This window comes from Hymenobacter jejuensis (genome assembly GCF_006337165.1).
Taxonomy (GTDB): Bacteria; Bacteroidota; Bacteroidia; order Cytophagales; family Hymenobacteraceae; genus Hymenobacter; species Hymenobacter jejuensis.
The window spans coordinates 1,366,101-1,381,159 of the sequence record NZ_CP040896.1; the positions used below are offsets into that span (position 1 = coordinate 1,366,101).

A 15,059-nucleotide genomic window follows, 5' to 3' on the forward strand; every position below is an offset into this window, starting at 1 on the left:
TAAGTATTTGATTATCAAGTATTTATATAACTACTCAATCCTCTCTTATAGGCATTTCCTCTACTAGGCTTCATGTTCTGGCAAATTTTTACGTTTGAATTGTGGTACCGGCTTCGTCGGCCGGCCACGTACATCTATTTCGGCATTCTGCTGCTGCTGGCGCTGTTGCTGGCGCTAGCGCAGGGCGGCGTTTTCGAGAGTTTGTCGGGGGTGTTTGGCACCGGACCGGTAAAACTCAACTCGCCGTTTACGGTCAACAGCATGACCACCGCCCTGACGCTGCTGCCGGGCGTGCTGCTGATTTCGGCCATGTTCGGCCCGGCCGTGCTGCGCGACTTTGAAACCCGCATGCACCCGCTGCTTTACACCACGCCCATCAGCAAAGCCGGCTATCTGGGCGGACGCTTCTTTGGCACGCTCGTGATTACCATGCTGGTACTCAGCGGCATCGGGCTGGGGTTATGGATCGGCACGCTGTTTCCGGGCATTCAGCCCGAGCGCTTGGGCCCGTCGAGCATCAGTGCTTACCTCACGCCCTACCTGACGTTCGTGCTGCCCAACGTCCTGCTGACGGGGGCCATTTTCTTTGTGCTGGCCACCCTCACGCGCCAAGCGCTGAGTACCTACGTGGGCAGCATTGTGTTTTTGGTGCTGTACGTGATTGCCCGCAGCCAGCTCCGCGACCTCGACAACCAAACGCTGGCGGCCCTGCTCGACCCCATGGGCAATGGCGCGTTGTCGCTGCTCACCAAATACTGGACGGCCTCCGAAAAAAACACCCTCACGGTGCTTCCGGTTGGCCTGCTGGGCCTCAACCGCCTGATCTGGCTGGGCGTTGGCCTGCTGCTGATTGGGTTCTGCTACCTGCGTTTTCGCTTCGTGCAAGGCTCCACCGAAGGCGGCCGGCGCACGCGGCCCGAACCGCTGGGCCAAGCGGTAGTGGCTTCTGCCAATCAGGTGCTATTGCCGCAGGTGGCGCAGCATTTTGGCTTTGCCCAATACCTGCGCCAGTGGCTGCGCCTGACGGGGCTGGAGTTGAGTGCCATTGTAAAAAGCCCCTATTTCATCGCGATTGTAGTTGCCGGCATGGCATTTATGCTAGCGGCGGCTTTTGGCATTGGCAAAATATATGGCACTAATACTTACCCCGTTACGGGACAGGTAGTGCCGGCGCTCTCGGGTTCGTTTGCGCTGTTTGTGCTGGCCATTGTTACGTTTTACGCCGGCGAATTGGTGTGGCGCGAGCGCGACGCCCGCCTCAACCAGATGTACGATGCGCTGCCCATTCCAAACTGGGTGCCGTTTGCCTCTAAGCTGGCGGCGCTGCTGATCATCCCGGTATTGTTGCAAGTACTGGTGCTCGTGTTTGGACTGCTCACCCAGATTTTCTACGGCTATTTCAATTTTGAAATTGGGCTGTACCTGAAGTGGCTTTTCGCGCTGAACCTGCCCAGCTACTGGCTGCTGGTAGTGCTCGCCATCGTGATACACGTGGTGGTCAACCACAAGTATTTAGGCCACTTCGTGATGGTACTGTACTACCTCTTTACGGGGTTTGCCGGCCAACTCGGACTGGAGCAGAACCTGCTCATCTACGGCTCCGATTCGGGCCTACGCTACTCGGCGCTCAACGGGTTTGGGCACTTCATTGGGCCGTATCTGTGGTTTATGCTCTATTGGAGCCTGCTGGCGGTGGCGATGGCCGTGGCGACCAATCTGCTGTGGGTGCGCGGCACCGAAACCTCTTGGAACATGCGCCAGCACTTGGCGGCGCGGCGCTTTACGGGTTCGGCGCGGCTGGCCCTGGGGCTGGCGCTGGTGTTGTTTGTGGCCGTGGGCGGCTGGATTTTTTATAACACCAACGTTCTCAACGACTTCCGCAGCAACAAATCGCAGCAGGAAGAGACCGTTCAGTACGAGAAGAAATACCGCCACTTCCTGCGCACGCCCCAGCCGCGCATCGTGGCCGTTGATGTGCAGGTTGACCTGTTTCCGGAGCGCCAGGAAGCGCGCCTACGCGGGCAATATTGGCTGCGCAATAAAACCAACCGTCCTATTGATTCGGTGGTGCTGAACTTGGTTAACAACGTGCGCATCCGGAAGCTAGCCTTGGGCAACGGCGCCCGCACCGTACTCGCTGATTCGGCATTGGCGTTTTTTGTGCAGCGCTTGCCCCAGCCGTTGGCGCCTGGCGATTCTTTGCCGCTGTCGTTTGACCTGTACTATGACGCGCCCGGTTTCGAAAACAATACTCGCCGCACCAGCATCGTCTACAACGGCACGTTTATCAACAGCCAGCTCATGCCCCACCTCGGCTACGACGAAAGCGGCGAGCTAAGTGAGGAAAGCGCCCGCAAAAAGTACGGCCTCAAGCCCAAGCCGCGCATGGCTGCGCTCAACGATACGGCCGCCCGCCGCAATACGTACATCGCCAAAGATGCCGATTGGGTGCGGTTTGCAGCTACCGTGAGCACGTCCCCCGACCAGATTGCGCTAGCGCCTGGCTATTTGCAGCGTGAGTGGCGCGAAGGCGGCCGGCGCTATTTCCGCTACGCCATGGACGCTCCCATTCTGGATTTTTACTCCTTCCAGTCGGCGCGCTACGCGCAGCACCGCGCCAAATGGAACGACGTGGACATCGTGATTTACTACCAACCCGGTCACGAATACAACTTGGCGCGCATGACCAAGGGCGTGCAGGACGCCCTGACGTATTACACCAAAAATTACGGTCCTTACCAGCACCGGCAGGTACGGGTGGTTGAGTTTCCGGGCTATGCCAGTTTTGCGCAGTCGTTTCCCAACACCATTCCCTTTTCCGAAAGCGTAGGTTTCATTGCCCAAGTCGATTCGACCAACCCGAAAGACGTTGATTACCCGTACTTTATCACAGCGCACGAAGTAGCGCACCAGTGGTGGGCGCACCAAGTGATCGGGGCCGACGTGCAGGGCTCCACGCTCATGTCGGAGGCGTTGTCGGAATACTCGGCCCTGATGGTAATGAAGCAACGCTACGGCGAGGCCATGATGCGCAAGTTCCTTAAGTACGAGATGGACGATTATCTGCGCGGCCGGGCTTCCGAGAACATCAAAGAGCTACCCTTGTATAAGGTTGAAAATCAACAATATATACACTACCGAAAAGGTTCGGTGGTGCTGTATGCGTTGGCCAACTACATCGGCGAAGACAAAGTAAACCGGGCCTTATCCGATTATTTGCAGGAAGTAAAGTTTCAGGAGCCGCCCTACACGACGTCGCTCGACTTGCTGAAGCATTTTCAGCAGCAAACCCCTGATTCGTTGCAATACCTGCTCACCGATATGTTCCGGCGCATCACACTCTACGAAAACAAAGCGGATTCTGTAACCGCCCACAAGCTCCCCAACGGGCATTACCGCGTCGATATGGTGTTGAGTGCCAAGAAGATGTACGCCGACAGCACGGGCAACGAAACCCCCGCCAAGCTGATGAACGATTGGATTGACGTAGGCGTGTTGGCCCGTAAAAAAGTAAACGGCCAGTGGCAGGACGTGACCCTGTACCGGCAGAAACGCCGTTTCCGCCCCGGCACTACCCGCCTAAGCGTGGAGGTGGCTGCAAAACCCGAGACGGCCGGTATCGACCCCTACAACCTGCTCATCGACCGCACCCCCGACGACAATACCAAACCCGTGGTGGTGAAATAGCCGCTGATCATAAGTTGCATATTAGCAATGTTTTATAGTTCTAAAGCCTTTCCTAGCCGCCTGCAACTCCGCAACCGCGGCCAAAATTGGCCCCAAATGTGCAAAGAGCCGGAAAACGCTTCGCTTTCCGGCTCTTTCTATTTCTTCCGCTATGACACGCTCCTTTTTGTTAGCCGCTGCTGCTCTGCTTGCCTTCACCACGGCGCAGGCCCAAACCACCGGCACCAAGATCAAAACAAAAACCAAGTCGGACGCTGCCGGTGCCGTGGTTAAGTCCAAAACCGAAGGCGAACCCGTGGTGCTCGACGGCCCCATCAAGCGCGTTGAAACCCTATCGGGCATCGACGTGTATCCCGACCCCAACAAAGGCACCATCTTCTTGAGCTTCACCCAGCAATTTACCAAGCCTGGTACGCTGGTGATGACGAATTACAAAAAACAGGAGGTTTATTCGACGCCTCTCGATCCGCTGAACAATACTGGTGCGCCCGTCGATTTGGGTCGCATTCCGGCGGGCACCTATTTGGTGGAAGCCAAAACGGGTAACTACGTGTACTGGAAAAAAGTCAATATTAAATATCCTTCGTCGGCCGTTGTGTCGAGCAAGAAAAAGAAGAAATTGCGCTACTAATCTCCCTGCTCTCTCCACCGTTCACCCCCCGAAAGCCTCCGCTGCCAATCTGGTGGCGGGGGCTTTTTTTTCGGGCTTCTTCTGCTCCGTGAAATTCTGTTCGCCACTGCGGCGTTACTTTGCTGAAGTCTTATGAAAACACTCCGCCTTTTCCCCTTTCTGACAGCGTTGGTGCTGGCCTTGTTCGCATTTACAGCGGCAGGTCCGAAGCTCAAGAAAACGACGCTCACCAATAAGCTTACGGTCGGCATACCGGATGGCTTCGTGCCCCTGCCCGACGACGGAATCGCGGCCAAATATCCGTCGCCGCGCAAGCCGCTGGCGGTGTTTACCAATCCCAGCGGGCGCGTCGATTTTAGCGTGGCCCAAAAGCCAACGACCTTTTCGAGCCGCGATTACGCGCTGCTGCTCAAAATCTACAAGGCCAGCATCCAGAACATGTACACCAAGGTGGATTTTCTCAGCGAAGACATTCGCACCGTCAACAAGCGCGATTATGTAGCCCTGGAGTTTGTGTCCAGCGTCACTGACAACCGCCGCGGCAGCAACCTGCCGCCCGTGCGCCGCTACCAATTTGTGCAGTACACGATCCAGGGCAATCAATTGATGGTTTTTACCTTCAACAGCCCCGCCGAAGAGCAACCCCAGTGGCAACCCATTGCCCAAGCAGTTATGCAGAGCATTGCCCTGAAAGACTGATCGTTAAAGAGTACTGCTTTCTTCCTTTAGAACGTCATCCAGAGCGCAGCGAAGGATCTCTACCGCTTCGCTGAAGTTATTATTCGTGTAGAGATCCTTCGCTGCGCTCTGGATGACGGGAGAAGCTTTTGCTTATTTTACAAATATCTGATAATAAGCCAATTATAAATCAACCAAAAAGCCACCTCAGTTGAGGTGGCTTTTTGGTTGCTGCGCTCGAATTGCGTTACGCTTGCTTAGCGAACTGCACGTTGATGCTGAGCTTTATATCTTCGCCGACCACGATGCTACCGGCTTCGGTAATGCCGTCCCAGGTTAGGCCAAATTCTTTGCGGTTGATTTTGCCGGTTACTTCAAAGCCCGCTTTGGTATTGCCGTAGAAATCAACGGCCGAGCCGCCGTATTCCACGTCCAGCGTTACGGGCTTGGTTACGTCTTTGATGGTGAGGTTGCCCTCCAATTTATAATCGCTGCTGCCCACCTTGCGGAAAGCCGTCGACTCAAATTTAATTTCGGGGAAGCTGGCGGCGTTGAAGAAATCTTCGCTCTTCAAGTGCGCATCGCGCTGCTCTTGGTTGGTATCCACGCTGTTAACGTCGAGCGTGAAGTTGATTTTTGCGTTTTCAAAGTCGTCGCCTTCTGTCTCGGCTTCGCCTTGAAATTGCTTGAACGTGCCGGTTACCGTAGAGATAACCAAGTGTTTTACTTTAAACTGCACTTCGGAGTGCGTAGGATCAAGCGTCCATTTGGTGGCTACTGCTTCCATGGGAATATGAGGTTGAAGGTTGGGGATGAAAGTTGAAGTTCCTAGCTGATTGATGTAGGTACAACAAATGTACGTACATCAATTGTTCCTTGCAATAGCTTTTCGCGTATTTATTTTTATTTCGAATGACGCTTTCTCTTTTCAGCGATGAGCATTACATGCGGGAAGCCCTGAAACAGGCCCGCTACGCCCTCGAGGAGGACGAAATCCCGATTGGGGCGGTGGTCGTGCTGGAGCGGCAAATCATCGCCCGCGCCCACAACCAGACCGAGCAGCTGCGCGACGTAACCGCCCACGCCGAAATGCTGGCCCTGACGGCCGCGGCCAACCACGTCGGCAATAAGTACCTCGCCGACTGCACGTTGTACGTCACTATTGAGCCGTGCGTGATGTGCGCCGGGGCCAGCTTCTGGGCGCAGGTGCGGCGCGTGGTGTACGGCGCCGCAGAAGAAAAACGCGGGTTTCGGCGCTACGGCAACTTGCTGCATCCGCGCACGGAGCTGGTAAGCGGCATCTTAGGAGCCGAATGCGGCGCCCTGATGAGCGAGTTTTTTGCCCGCAAGCGTAAATAACTACTTTTGATCGCGGGCCCGGAAGTTCTCGTAACCCCACTAGGCCCTTCGTTGTTAAGAACACTGACCAGTCCTTATTCCTTCCATCCCTAAAACCCAAAACACATGGCTTTCGAACTGCCCCAACTGCCTTATTCATACGATGCGCTCGAGCCCAACATCGACGCGCAGACGATGGAAATTCACCATACCAAGCACCACCAGGCGTACGTAACCAACCTGAACAACGCCATTGCAGGTACGGATCTGGAAAATAAGTCGATCGAGGAAATCCTGCACAACATTGCCGCCGCGCCGGCCGCAGTGCGCAACAACGGCGGTGGCCACTGGAATCACTCGCTGTTCTGGACCATTCTGTCGCCTAACGGCGGTGGCCAGCCCTCGGGTGCCGTAGCCGATGCCATCAATCAGGCCTTCGGCAGCTACGACAAGTTCAAGGAAGAATTTACGAAAGCCGCTACCACGCGCTTCGGCTCGGGCTGGGCATGGCTGTGCAAGCAGCCCGATGGCTCGGTACAAATCTGCTCGACGCCTAACCAGGATAACCCGCTGATGCCCGATACGGGCTGCAAAGGCACCCCCGTGCTGGGTCTCGACGTGTGGGAGCACGCGTATTACCTGAAATACCAGAACCGCCGCCCCGACTACATCGCCGCGTTCTATAACCTCATCAATTGGGACGAAGTAAACCGTCGCTTCCAACAGGCATAGATATAACTGGTTGACTGTCAATTAGTTAATAAAAAAGGCTTCTTCCTGTCGGAAGAAGCCTTTTTTATGCCCTACCGTTAGCCTTTTCTACAGGGCCACGCCGCCTTGCAACGCGCGGTAGACGGTGGCCAGCACCAGCAAAGCGACCACTGGCACCCACGCTGGCGTACGTACAAGGGACGGAGTTTCGGCGGCGCCAAACGAAGGATTGCGCAACGCCTGCCCAAATGCGCTCCCCAGCACTAACGGGCTCATAATCGGGTAAATGATGCTCAGCACCGTCGGCAACGGCCAGGAAAGCACAGTGATCACGATCGAACCTACTACCCAGGGCCAGAAAATGAGCGCCTGCATGGCGCGGCGCTTCGTCAGGAAAGCCTCTTTCGCCGCCTGCCCTTCTATGGTAGGCACGAACCGTAAAAACCAGTCGCCTGTGCTCCGAATGATCACGACCAGCACCGCCGCCGCCAGCACTGCGGCTAGCACTGCTCCCCACGTAGGCATGTGAAGCAACGTCATGACTTGGCCCAAATCGCCGTAGGGCACAAAGGGGCTGGTCATGACGTAGCCGAGGAAATTGATCACGCCAAATACGCCCAGATACAGGCCAAACAATGCCCTGCTACTCCCCGACCGGCTGCCGCGGGCCAGCAGCAGAAATAGTATGCCCTGCACCAAACTCAGCACCGGTCCCGCCAGCGCAATCAGCAACGACGCCCGATCGGACATATTTGGTGTTCGGCTGTCGACGTAGGAATTATGCAGCACCGGCGCGCCACCCAATGCCCACGACATCAGCGCATGCCCCAACTCGTGCAGCAGCAACGTGAGCAGAAACGCGGTCGTGTAGAGGCACGCAGCCTTCAGCACCAGTCCTTGGTCACGCGCTTGCATAGAAAGGGATAATTAATAGTCAATAGAGAAAATTTATTAACAAGTATAAGTATTTGCCTGTCAATTACTTATACTTTATCGTATAAGCAGTAAGGCTGCCTACTGCACTTGCAACAGGCAGCCTTACTGCTTATGTAGTTTATGCCTGCTCCGCGGACAGCAGCGGCTCGGCATGCACGTTGCTTATTTCTTGCGGGTTGTGCTTGTGTTTAAATAATACGACAAACAAAACGGCAATCGCGAAAGCATACAAGGCAAACGTTATCCAGATGCTGTGCCAATCCTTGGCACCCGTGGCGTCGGTGAAGTATTGTTGGATGATAATGCCGCTGAGCGAACTACCCAGCACGGCCCCAAAGCCGTTGGTCATCATCATAAACAAACCCTGCGCGCTGGCCCGGATGCTGGGCTGCGTTTGGGTTTCGACGAACAGCGAGCCGGAAATATTGAAGAAGTCGAAGGCCATGCCGTACACAATGCACGAGAGAATAATCATCCAGAGGCCCGAGCCGGGATTGCCGTAGGCGAACAGCCCGAAGCGCAGCACCCAGGCGATCATGCTGAAAATCATCACCTGCTTGATGCCGAAACGGCGCAAAAAGAACGGGATAGCCAAGATGAACAGGGTTTCGGAAATCTGCGAAATCGACATGATGAAGGCCGGGTGCTGCACAGTCAGTGTGTCGCGGTAAGCCGGCACCTTGTCGAAATCATGCAGGAACGTGTCGCCGTAGGCGTTGGTCAACTGCAAGGCCGCTCCCAGCAGCAAGGCAAATATGAAGAACGTAGCCAGTTTGCGGTCGCGCAGCAACGCGAAGGATTTGAGACCCAAGGCATCGACCAGCGAACGGCTCGGGGTGTCTTTGGAGGGCGGTGGGCAACTGGGCAGGGTAAACGAGTAAATACCCAGCAGAATAGCCGCGCCGGCGGCCACGTAAAATTGGCTAGCCGACTTTTCGAAGCCCAAAAAGGTGACTGCCCACATCGCCGCAATGAAGCCGATGGTGCCCCACACCCGGATGGGCGGGTAATCTTTCACGACGTCGCCGCCGTTGCCTTTCAGTACCGAATAAGAAACGGCGATGGACAAGGCGAGCGTGGGCATGTAAAAAATCATGTTCAGCAGCATCACCCAGAACATAGTCGACGGATTGTCAACCATGGGAATGGTAAACAAAACTAGGCCGCCCAGAATATGCAGCAATCCATATAACTTTTCCGCATTCACCCATTTATCGGCAATGATGCCCATGATGGAGGGCATGAATATCGATGCGATGCCCATGGTGGAAAATATGGCCCCAAACTGCGCACCCGACCATTGCTTCGTTTGAAACCAATACGCACCAATGGTTATTAACCACGAACCCCAGATAAAGAACTGTAAGAAGCTCATCACAATAAGACGCAGCTTAATATTCATGCAGGTTTAGTTTGAAGATGGAAAAGTGGGAATTGTGATCCTAAAGATACAAGAATTCACTCCGAGGGAATTGCTGTCGAAATCTTTCGTGGGCTGCGGAAATACCGAGGCAATTTCTCCGCTTTCACTCAACTTTATAGCGCTCACTGCGCCCGCGTCGTTAGTTAACTCTCCAAGGCGTATATATCACTTAAACCATTGATAGACAATTATTTATACATCCACCTTATAGTTAATGTGTCGCATTGAAGAGCTTGCTGGTTCTTTTAGCCAAAGGGTAAGAAGAGATTTTTTCGTTAGCCATGTAACACCTTAACCAACAACATATTATCTTTAAAAAGCGCCGGCACGCCTTACTTTAGTATCTACTTAGCATAAAACCAGTATAAACTGAGTATATTTTTAGCATAACAAAAAACCCGCCCTGCACGATGCAGGGCGGGTTTTTTGTTATGCCAGCGAGGCAATTTAGAATTGCTCGTCGGCTTTGAAGAAGAAGTTGCCTTCGATCTGAGCGTTTTCGTCTGAGTCAGAGCCGTGTACGGCGTTGGCTTCGATACTCTTGGCGTATTTCTTCCGGATGGTGCCCTCGGCGGCTTGCGCAGGGTTGGTAGCCCCGATCAGCGTGCGGAAGTCGGCTACGGCGTTGTCTTTCTCCAGAATAGCGGCTACGATCGGGCCCGACGACATGTACTTCACGAGGTCGTTGTAGAAGGGGCGCTCCTTGTGTACCTCGTAGAATTGACCGGCGCGCTCCGGCGTCAGCAGTACTTTTTTGAGCGAAACAATGCGGAAGCCGCCTTCCTCGATCATGCTCAGGATGCCACCAATGTGGTTTTCCTGGGTAGCATCGGGCTTGATCATCGTAAACGTGCGGTTGGTTGCCATTCTGTATGGGAATTAAGACTGAAAAATAAATTGGCTGGTGATGTTGCGGGCGCAAAAGTAGCCGAAGATGAACGAAAATTTGCTGAGCGCCTCAAAAACGATAGGCCAGTTCGGCTCCTCAACCGCTTTGGCGTGGCACCAAGAGGCGACCGTGTCTTCCGATCGAACCTAATCTTGGCGCTAGTTTGTTGGGGCAAAGTATCTTTGCAGAATATTTCCGACTTTTGCCGTCTTGTACACGGCGTAAACCACCGACTTTCAGCCACCTATCAGTAGGCAATGTCCACTATCACCGCCCTGCAGGAGCTACTGGCGCAGCCCCGGCAGATTTTTATCACCACGCACCACAAACCAGACGCCGATGCCTTGGGCTCGTCGCTGGGACTAGCGGGTTACCTTCGTAAAAAAGGCCACCACGTAACGGTCGTAACGCCTTCCGACTATCCGGACTTTCTGGCTTGGATGCCCGGCAACGAAGACGTCATCATCTACGAGCGCCGCGAAAATGATGCGCAGGTACAAGACCTAATCAACCGCGCCGAAGTTATTTTCTGTCTCGACTTCAGCTGCCTCAACCGCATCAACGAGATGGGCGAATACATTCGCAACGCTCCTGGTACGAAGGTGCTTATCGACCACCATCAAGACCCGGAAAACTTTGCCGATCTCGATTTCTCAAATCCTAAGGCGGCCGCTACCGCCGAGCTGATTTTTGAAGTGATCCGCGATTTGGGCGATCAATCGTTGATCGACGTGGGCATCGGTGAGTGCCTCTACGCCGGCATCATGACCGATACGGGCTCGTTTCGCCATCCCAGCACGTCGCGCAACGTGCACCTAATCATTGCCGAACTGCTTGACGCCGGCATTGACCTTTCGGCCGTGCACCGCCGCATCTACGACTCGCACAGCGAGATGCGCTTGCGCTTCCTGGGCTTTGTGCTCAAGGATAAGCTCACCGTGCTACGCGAATATAACACCGCTTACATTGCCATCACGCAAGACGAATTGCGGCAGTACCAGTCCAAAACCGGTGATACCGAAGGACTTGTGAATTTCGCCCTCAGTATCGAAGGGGTGGTATTCGCAGCCATCCTGATTGACCGGGGGCAGGCCGTAAAGATTTCCTTCCGCTCGGTGGGCGACTTTTCGGTAAGCGATTTCTCGCGCAAGCATTTTCAGGGCGGCGGTCATCACAACGCGGCCGGTGGCATCAGCTACGACCCGCTCGACGTGACCGTGCAGCGTTTTCTGGGCCTGTTGCCTCAGTACCAAACCCAGCTCGTGACGGCACCTTTAGCAGTTGCGCCGCCTTCGGCGTAACTTGCCCCTAGTTCGTTTTTAACCTTCTTCCCTTTTCATGCTCTTTTCACGCAATTTTCTAAGCCTGGCCCTCGCAGCCGGCGTTCTGGGCCTCGCTTCCTGCAATAAGGGCGGCGGTGATTTCGCCAAAACCAAATCCGGCATCGAGTACAAAATCTTCAAGAAAGACGGCAAAAGCTACTCTGCAGCTGGCGCCGCCGACACCAGCGGCTACAAGTCGCGGGTGGGCAAAATCATGGAGGTGCACGTAGAGTACCGTACCGGCAAAGACTCGGTGCTGCAAAGCTCGCGCAAGCAGCTGATGGGCTTCCCAACATTTGTACCTCTCCAGCCCCTGACCCAGAAAGGCACCGAGCAGGAAGCTTTCTCGCTGCTGCAAGCCGGCGACAGCGGCGTGTTCCGCCTGAACATCGACACGATGTTTGCCCGCATGAAGCAGCCCGTACCGCCACAAGTGACCAAGTACGGCAAGACGCTGATGCTCTACATCACGGCCGTAAAAATCGTGGACGAAGCAACTGCTCGTACCGAGGCGCAGCAGATTCAGGGCCAGGTGCAGCAAAAGATGGCGGGCTACGCCAAGCAGCAGCTTAAGAAAGACGATGTAATCCTGCAGAACTACATCAAAAAGAACAATCTGAACGCTCAGAAAGACACCTCGGGCTTCTATTACATTGTTACGCAGCCGGGTACGGGGCCCAAGCCGAAAGCGGGCCAAACGGTTGCGGTGACTTACAAAGGCACCTTGCTCGACGGCAAAGAGTTCGACTCATCGGACAAATCCGGCGGCAAACCGATCGAATTCCCGATTGGCATGGGCCAGGTGATTCCGGGCTGGGATAAAGCCCTTCCGCTGCTCAACAAAGGCAGCAAGGCTACCCTGCTGATTCCTTCTTCGCTTGCTTACGGCCAACGCGGGTCGGGCCCTATCCCGGCCGACGCACCGCTCCGGTTTGACGTGCAACTAGTTGATGTTAAGTAACTTATAAATAATCGGCCCTGGGTTGCAACCCAGGGCCGATTATTTTCCTCTTGTTAGTATGATGTCTTCACTTTTTCGCCCTACTCTCATTATTCGTTTGGCGGTGCTGCTACTCTTAAGCGCTCCGTTGCTCACAAGCTGCCTTTCCTCCAACGACGACCTCCAAAAGGCGTACGACGAAGCCCAGAAGCACGCCGAAGCCCAGAAACCAATTGACGAGGCCACCATTCAGAAGTACCTCGCCGACAGCATCAAAACCTTCACGCGGCAGACTTCGGGCTTGTATTTTGTGCCTCGCCTCGCGGGCACGGGTACCACGGCCAGAGCCGGCCAAACGGTGTCGGTGCTTTATACTGGCTCACTGCTGAACGGACAAGTTTTCGATGCTTCTTCCAAGCACGGCAACGTTCCGATTTCCTTTGTATTGGGCACTGGGCAGGTAATTCCGGGTTGGGATGAAGGCATTGCCCTTATGAGCAAAGGCTCTAAAGCCACCCTGCTGATTCCTTCGGGCCTAGCGTATGGCGCGCAAGGCAATGGTCCTATCCCGGCGGATGCAGTGCTGCGCTTCCAAGTGGAACTTGTTGATATCAAGTAACTTACCTTCACTCATGAACATTCTAATCGGGAGAGGTATTCTCCTGCGGCGCTTGGCCGTGCTGCTGCTACTGATTCCGTTTCTGTCGAATTGTAAGTCTACTAACCCTTACGACACGAAGGCGGTTAAGCAACACCGCGAGGCCCAACGCGCACTGGACGAGACGCAAATTCAGAACTACCTGACTACCAATAACATCAAGAACTATACGCGCACGAACTCTGGTTTGTACCTGATTTCCGTTGCCGATGGCACGGGCGACCTGATCAAGTCGGGGCAGCGGGCGCAGGTGCAGTACATCGGCCGGACGCTGAACGATGGTCTTACGTTTGACTCATCCTACGACAACCGTACGCCTTGCCAATGCATTGACGTGCTGGTGGGTAGCGGCGCCGTTATTACGGGCTGGGACGAAGGCCTGCAGCTCATGCGCAAAGGCGATAGCAAGATCCTGATTATTCCTTCGGAGCTGGCGTATGGCTTCAGCGGCGACGGCATCCACAACCCACCAGCGGCCATCGGCAATGATCGTGTGCTGCTGTTTGAGATGAAGGTTACCAACGTTCAGTAATGCTAGCTGAGCTTGGTCGAAGCACACTGTGTATCGTGGTGCTGCTCGCAGCCACCACGGCCACTTATGCACAATCCACGCCCGCAACCGACACGTTGCGCACGCTGAACGGCGCTCGCTACGTGGTGTCGCAACCCGGCAACGGCACCCCAGCCAAGGCCGGCCAGCAGGTAACTGTGTTGTACACGGGGTTCTTGCCCAACGGACGGATTTTCGATTCTTCCGCTACCGAAGGACGGCCCTTGAAAATCCGCCTCGGCCGCAACGAAGTGATAAAGGGCTGGGAAGAGTTACTGCTCCTATTGCCGCCCGGTGCCCGCGCCCGCGTCTGGATTCCGGCCGCGCTGGCGTACGGGGCCAAAGGCACCCGCAACCCCGACAACCCCGACGAATACCTGATCGCGCCCAACACGGATCTGGTATTCGATATTGCGGTGCTGAAGGTGAAATAAGGTCCTTGCCTGGTTTTTCAAAGCCCAAAAAGAAAGCCCGTCTACATGTAGACGGGCTTTCTTTTTGGGCTTTGTAACAAGCTATTCAGCCAGCACTTCCGACAGAATATCGAGCGAGCGAATATCCCCGAGCTTTTCGATGTGCAGCTGGTAGTAGCGAATCAGCACGTCGAGCAGCTCGCGGCGGACGCGGCCGTTGGGGACGGTGGCATGGGCCGGATCGCGGAGCAACTCGTCGAAATACTGCTCAAACTCCCGCAGCCGCAGTACCGCCGGCCCGGTCGCGCTGCTGCCCGCCACGGCCGGTGCACTGGAAGCAAATGCCACCTGCGACGTGATTTCTTCGCCGGATTCGGCTCCAAAACCCAGGTAATTGGTCAGGCGGAGCAGAAACACCAGCGCGAAGTTTTCGAACCCGCTGGCTTGTTGGTCAAAGGACAGAATGGAGTCGTGGAGGAAATTGAACAGCGGCTCGTTTTCTTCTTCTTCCATCACCGTCCGGCTCACGACTTCCGACAGGAACAGCACCACGCTGCTTTTGGCCATGTCGAAGGGGATGTTGCGAAACGACTCGGAGCAGCGAAATTCCGACAACCGCGTGATGCCGCCCTGCCGCGACGTGTACGCCACCAAATCCAAAAGGGTAAAGGGCTGAAACAGCGCAATCCGGCCCGGCGGCTTGGCCTTGCGCACCCCGTTGATGATGTACGTTTGCAGCCCCAGACGCTCGGTATATACTCGTGCTATGATCGAACTCTCGCGGTACTTGATGTAATTCAGGACGATACCTCGGGTTTTAATCAGCATAGGTTCTTTGTTGGCAGTTGTTACTTAACAAGTATCCGTCGCTAAATGATCAATT

At 54.9% G+C, this 15,059-nt stretch carries 15 protein-coding genes; 10 read left to right on the plus strand and 5 right to left on the minus strand.

The annotated features are described in order from the left end of the window. The first annotated feature begins 72 nt into the window (after nucleotides 1-72). From FHG12_RS05450 to FHG12_RS05460, 3 genes are all read left to right on the plus strand, one after another. Nucleotides 73-3,687: an ABC transporter permease/M1 family aminopeptidase gene (locus FHG12_RS05450; protein ID WP_139514767.1), complete on the plus strand. Its 3,615-nt coding sequence runs from the start codon at nucleotides 73-75 to the stop codon at nucleotides 3,685-3,687. A gap of 151 nt (nucleotides 3,688-3,838) precedes the next feature. Beyond that, the gene (locus FHG12_RS05455) at nucleotides 3,839-4,318 is read left to right on the plus strand and encodes a T9SS type A sorting domain-containing protein (RefSeq protein ID WP_139514768.1); all 480 of its coding nucleotides are present in this window, start codon (nucleotides 3,839-3,841) and stop codon (nucleotides 4,316-4,318) included. 132 nt (nucleotides 4,319-4,450) lie between these two features. Beyond that, entirely contained in the window at nucleotides 4,451-5,017 is a 567-nt protein-coding gene (locus FHG12_RS05460; protein ID WP_139514769.1) for a DUF1795 domain-containing protein, read from the plus strand. 226 nt (nucleotides 5,018-5,243) lie between these two features. Here the strand turns inward: FHG12_RS05460 and FHG12_RS05465 are convergent, their stop codons facing one another. Continuing rightward, nucleotides 5,244-5,783, minus strand: a complete 540-nt coding sequence (locus FHG12_RS05465; RefSeq protein ID WP_139514770.1) for a YceI family protein — start codon at nucleotides 5,781-5,783, stop codon at nucleotides 5,244-5,246. A gap of 125 nt (nucleotides 5,784-5,908) precedes the next feature. Here FHG12_RS05465 and FHG12_RS05470 point away from each other — a divergent pair, with 125 nt between their 5' ends. Beyond that, nucleotides 5,909-6,355 carry a nucleoside deaminase gene (locus FHG12_RS05470; protein ID WP_139514771.1) on the plus strand — a complete coding sequence of 149 codons (447 nt, stop codon included), beginning with the start codon at nucleotides 5,909-5,911 and terminating at the stop codon, nucleotides 6,353-6,355. Nucleotides 6,356-6,460: 105 nt separating this feature from the next. After that, complete coding sequence (locus FHG12_RS05475) at nucleotides 6,461-7,066, plus strand: superoxide dismutase (protein ID WP_139514772.1); 606 nt, start codon at nucleotides 6,461-6,463, stop codon at nucleotides 7,064-7,066. 87 nt (nucleotides 7,067-7,153) lie between these two features. Here the strand turns inward: FHG12_RS05475 and FHG12_RS05480 are convergent, their stop codons facing one another. The 3 genes from FHG12_RS05480 to FHG12_RS05490 all read right to left on the minus strand — a co-directional run bounded on the left by FHG12_RS05480 (nucleotide 7,154) and on the right by FHG12_RS05490 (nucleotide 10,271). Continuing rightward, nucleotides 7,154-7,960, minus strand: coding sequence for a hypothetical protein (locus FHG12_RS05480; protein WP_139514773.1), 807 nt, complete (start codon nucleotides 7,958-7,960; stop codon nucleotides 7,154-7,156). Nucleotides 7,961-8,099: 139 nt separating this feature from the next. Beyond that, a complete protein-coding gene (locus tag FHG12_RS05485; protein ID WP_139514774.1) occupies nucleotides 8,100-9,383 on the minus strand; it encodes a nucleoside permease in 1,284 nt (427 codons plus the stop codon). Nucleotides 9,384-9,851: 468 nt separating this feature from the next. Next, nucleotides 9,852-10,271 carry a nucleoside-diphosphate kinase gene (locus FHG12_RS05490; protein WP_139514775.1) on the minus strand — a complete coding sequence of 140 codons (420 nt, stop codon included), beginning with the start codon at nucleotides 10,269-10,271 and terminating at the stop codon, nucleotides 9,852-9,854. Nucleotides 10,272-10,550: 279 nt separating this feature from the next. On the opposite strand from FHG12_RS05490, the gene FHG12_RS05495 reads away from it, so the two are divergent. The 5 genes from FHG12_RS05495 to FHG12_RS05515 are packed head-to-tail and all read left to right on the plus strand — an operon-like array spanning nucleotide 10,551 to nucleotide 14,197. Next, nucleotides 10,551-11,594, plus strand: coding sequence for a DHH family phosphoesterase (locus FHG12_RS05495; RefSeq protein WP_139514776.1), 1,044 nt, complete (start codon nucleotides 10,551-10,553; stop codon nucleotides 11,592-11,594). A gap of 37 nt (nucleotides 11,595-11,631) precedes the next feature. Then, nucleotides 11,632-12,576, plus strand: a complete 945-nt coding sequence (locus tag FHG12_RS05500) for an FKBP-type peptidyl-prolyl cis-trans isomerase (RefSeq protein WP_139514777.1) — start codon at nucleotides 11,632-11,634, stop codon at nucleotides 12,574-12,576. A gap of 58 nt (nucleotides 12,577-12,634) precedes the next feature. Next, complete coding sequence (locus FHG12_RS05505; protein ID WP_139514778.1) at nucleotides 12,635-13,174, plus strand: FKBP-type peptidyl-prolyl cis-trans isomerase; 540 nt, start codon at nucleotides 12,635-12,637, stop codon at nucleotides 13,172-13,174. Nucleotides 13,175-13,187: 13 nt separating this feature from the next. Continuing rightward, complete coding sequence (locus tag FHG12_RS05510; RefSeq protein ID WP_165699312.1) at nucleotides 13,188-13,745, plus strand: FKBP-type peptidyl-prolyl cis-trans isomerase; 558 nt, start codon at nucleotides 13,188-13,190, stop codon at nucleotides 13,743-13,745. Then, nucleotides 13,745-14,197 carry an FKBP-type peptidyl-prolyl cis-trans isomerase gene (locus tag FHG12_RS05515; protein ID WP_139514780.1) on the plus strand — a complete coding sequence of 151 codons (453 nt, stop codon included), beginning with the start codon at nucleotides 13,745-13,747 and terminating at the stop codon, nucleotides 14,195-14,197. Before FHG12_RS05510 ends, FHG12_RS05515 begins: the two co-directional genes overlap by 1 nt. 81 nt (nucleotides 14,198-14,278) lie before the next feature. On the opposite strand, the gene recO is transcribed toward FHG12_RS05515, so the two are convergent. Continuing rightward, complete coding sequence (recO, locus tag FHG12_RS05520) at nucleotides 14,279-15,004, minus strand: DNA repair protein RecO (protein WP_139514781.1); 726 nt, start codon at nucleotides 15,002-15,004, stop codon at nucleotides 14,279-14,281. Nucleotides 15,005-15,059: the final 55 nt, after the last annotated feature.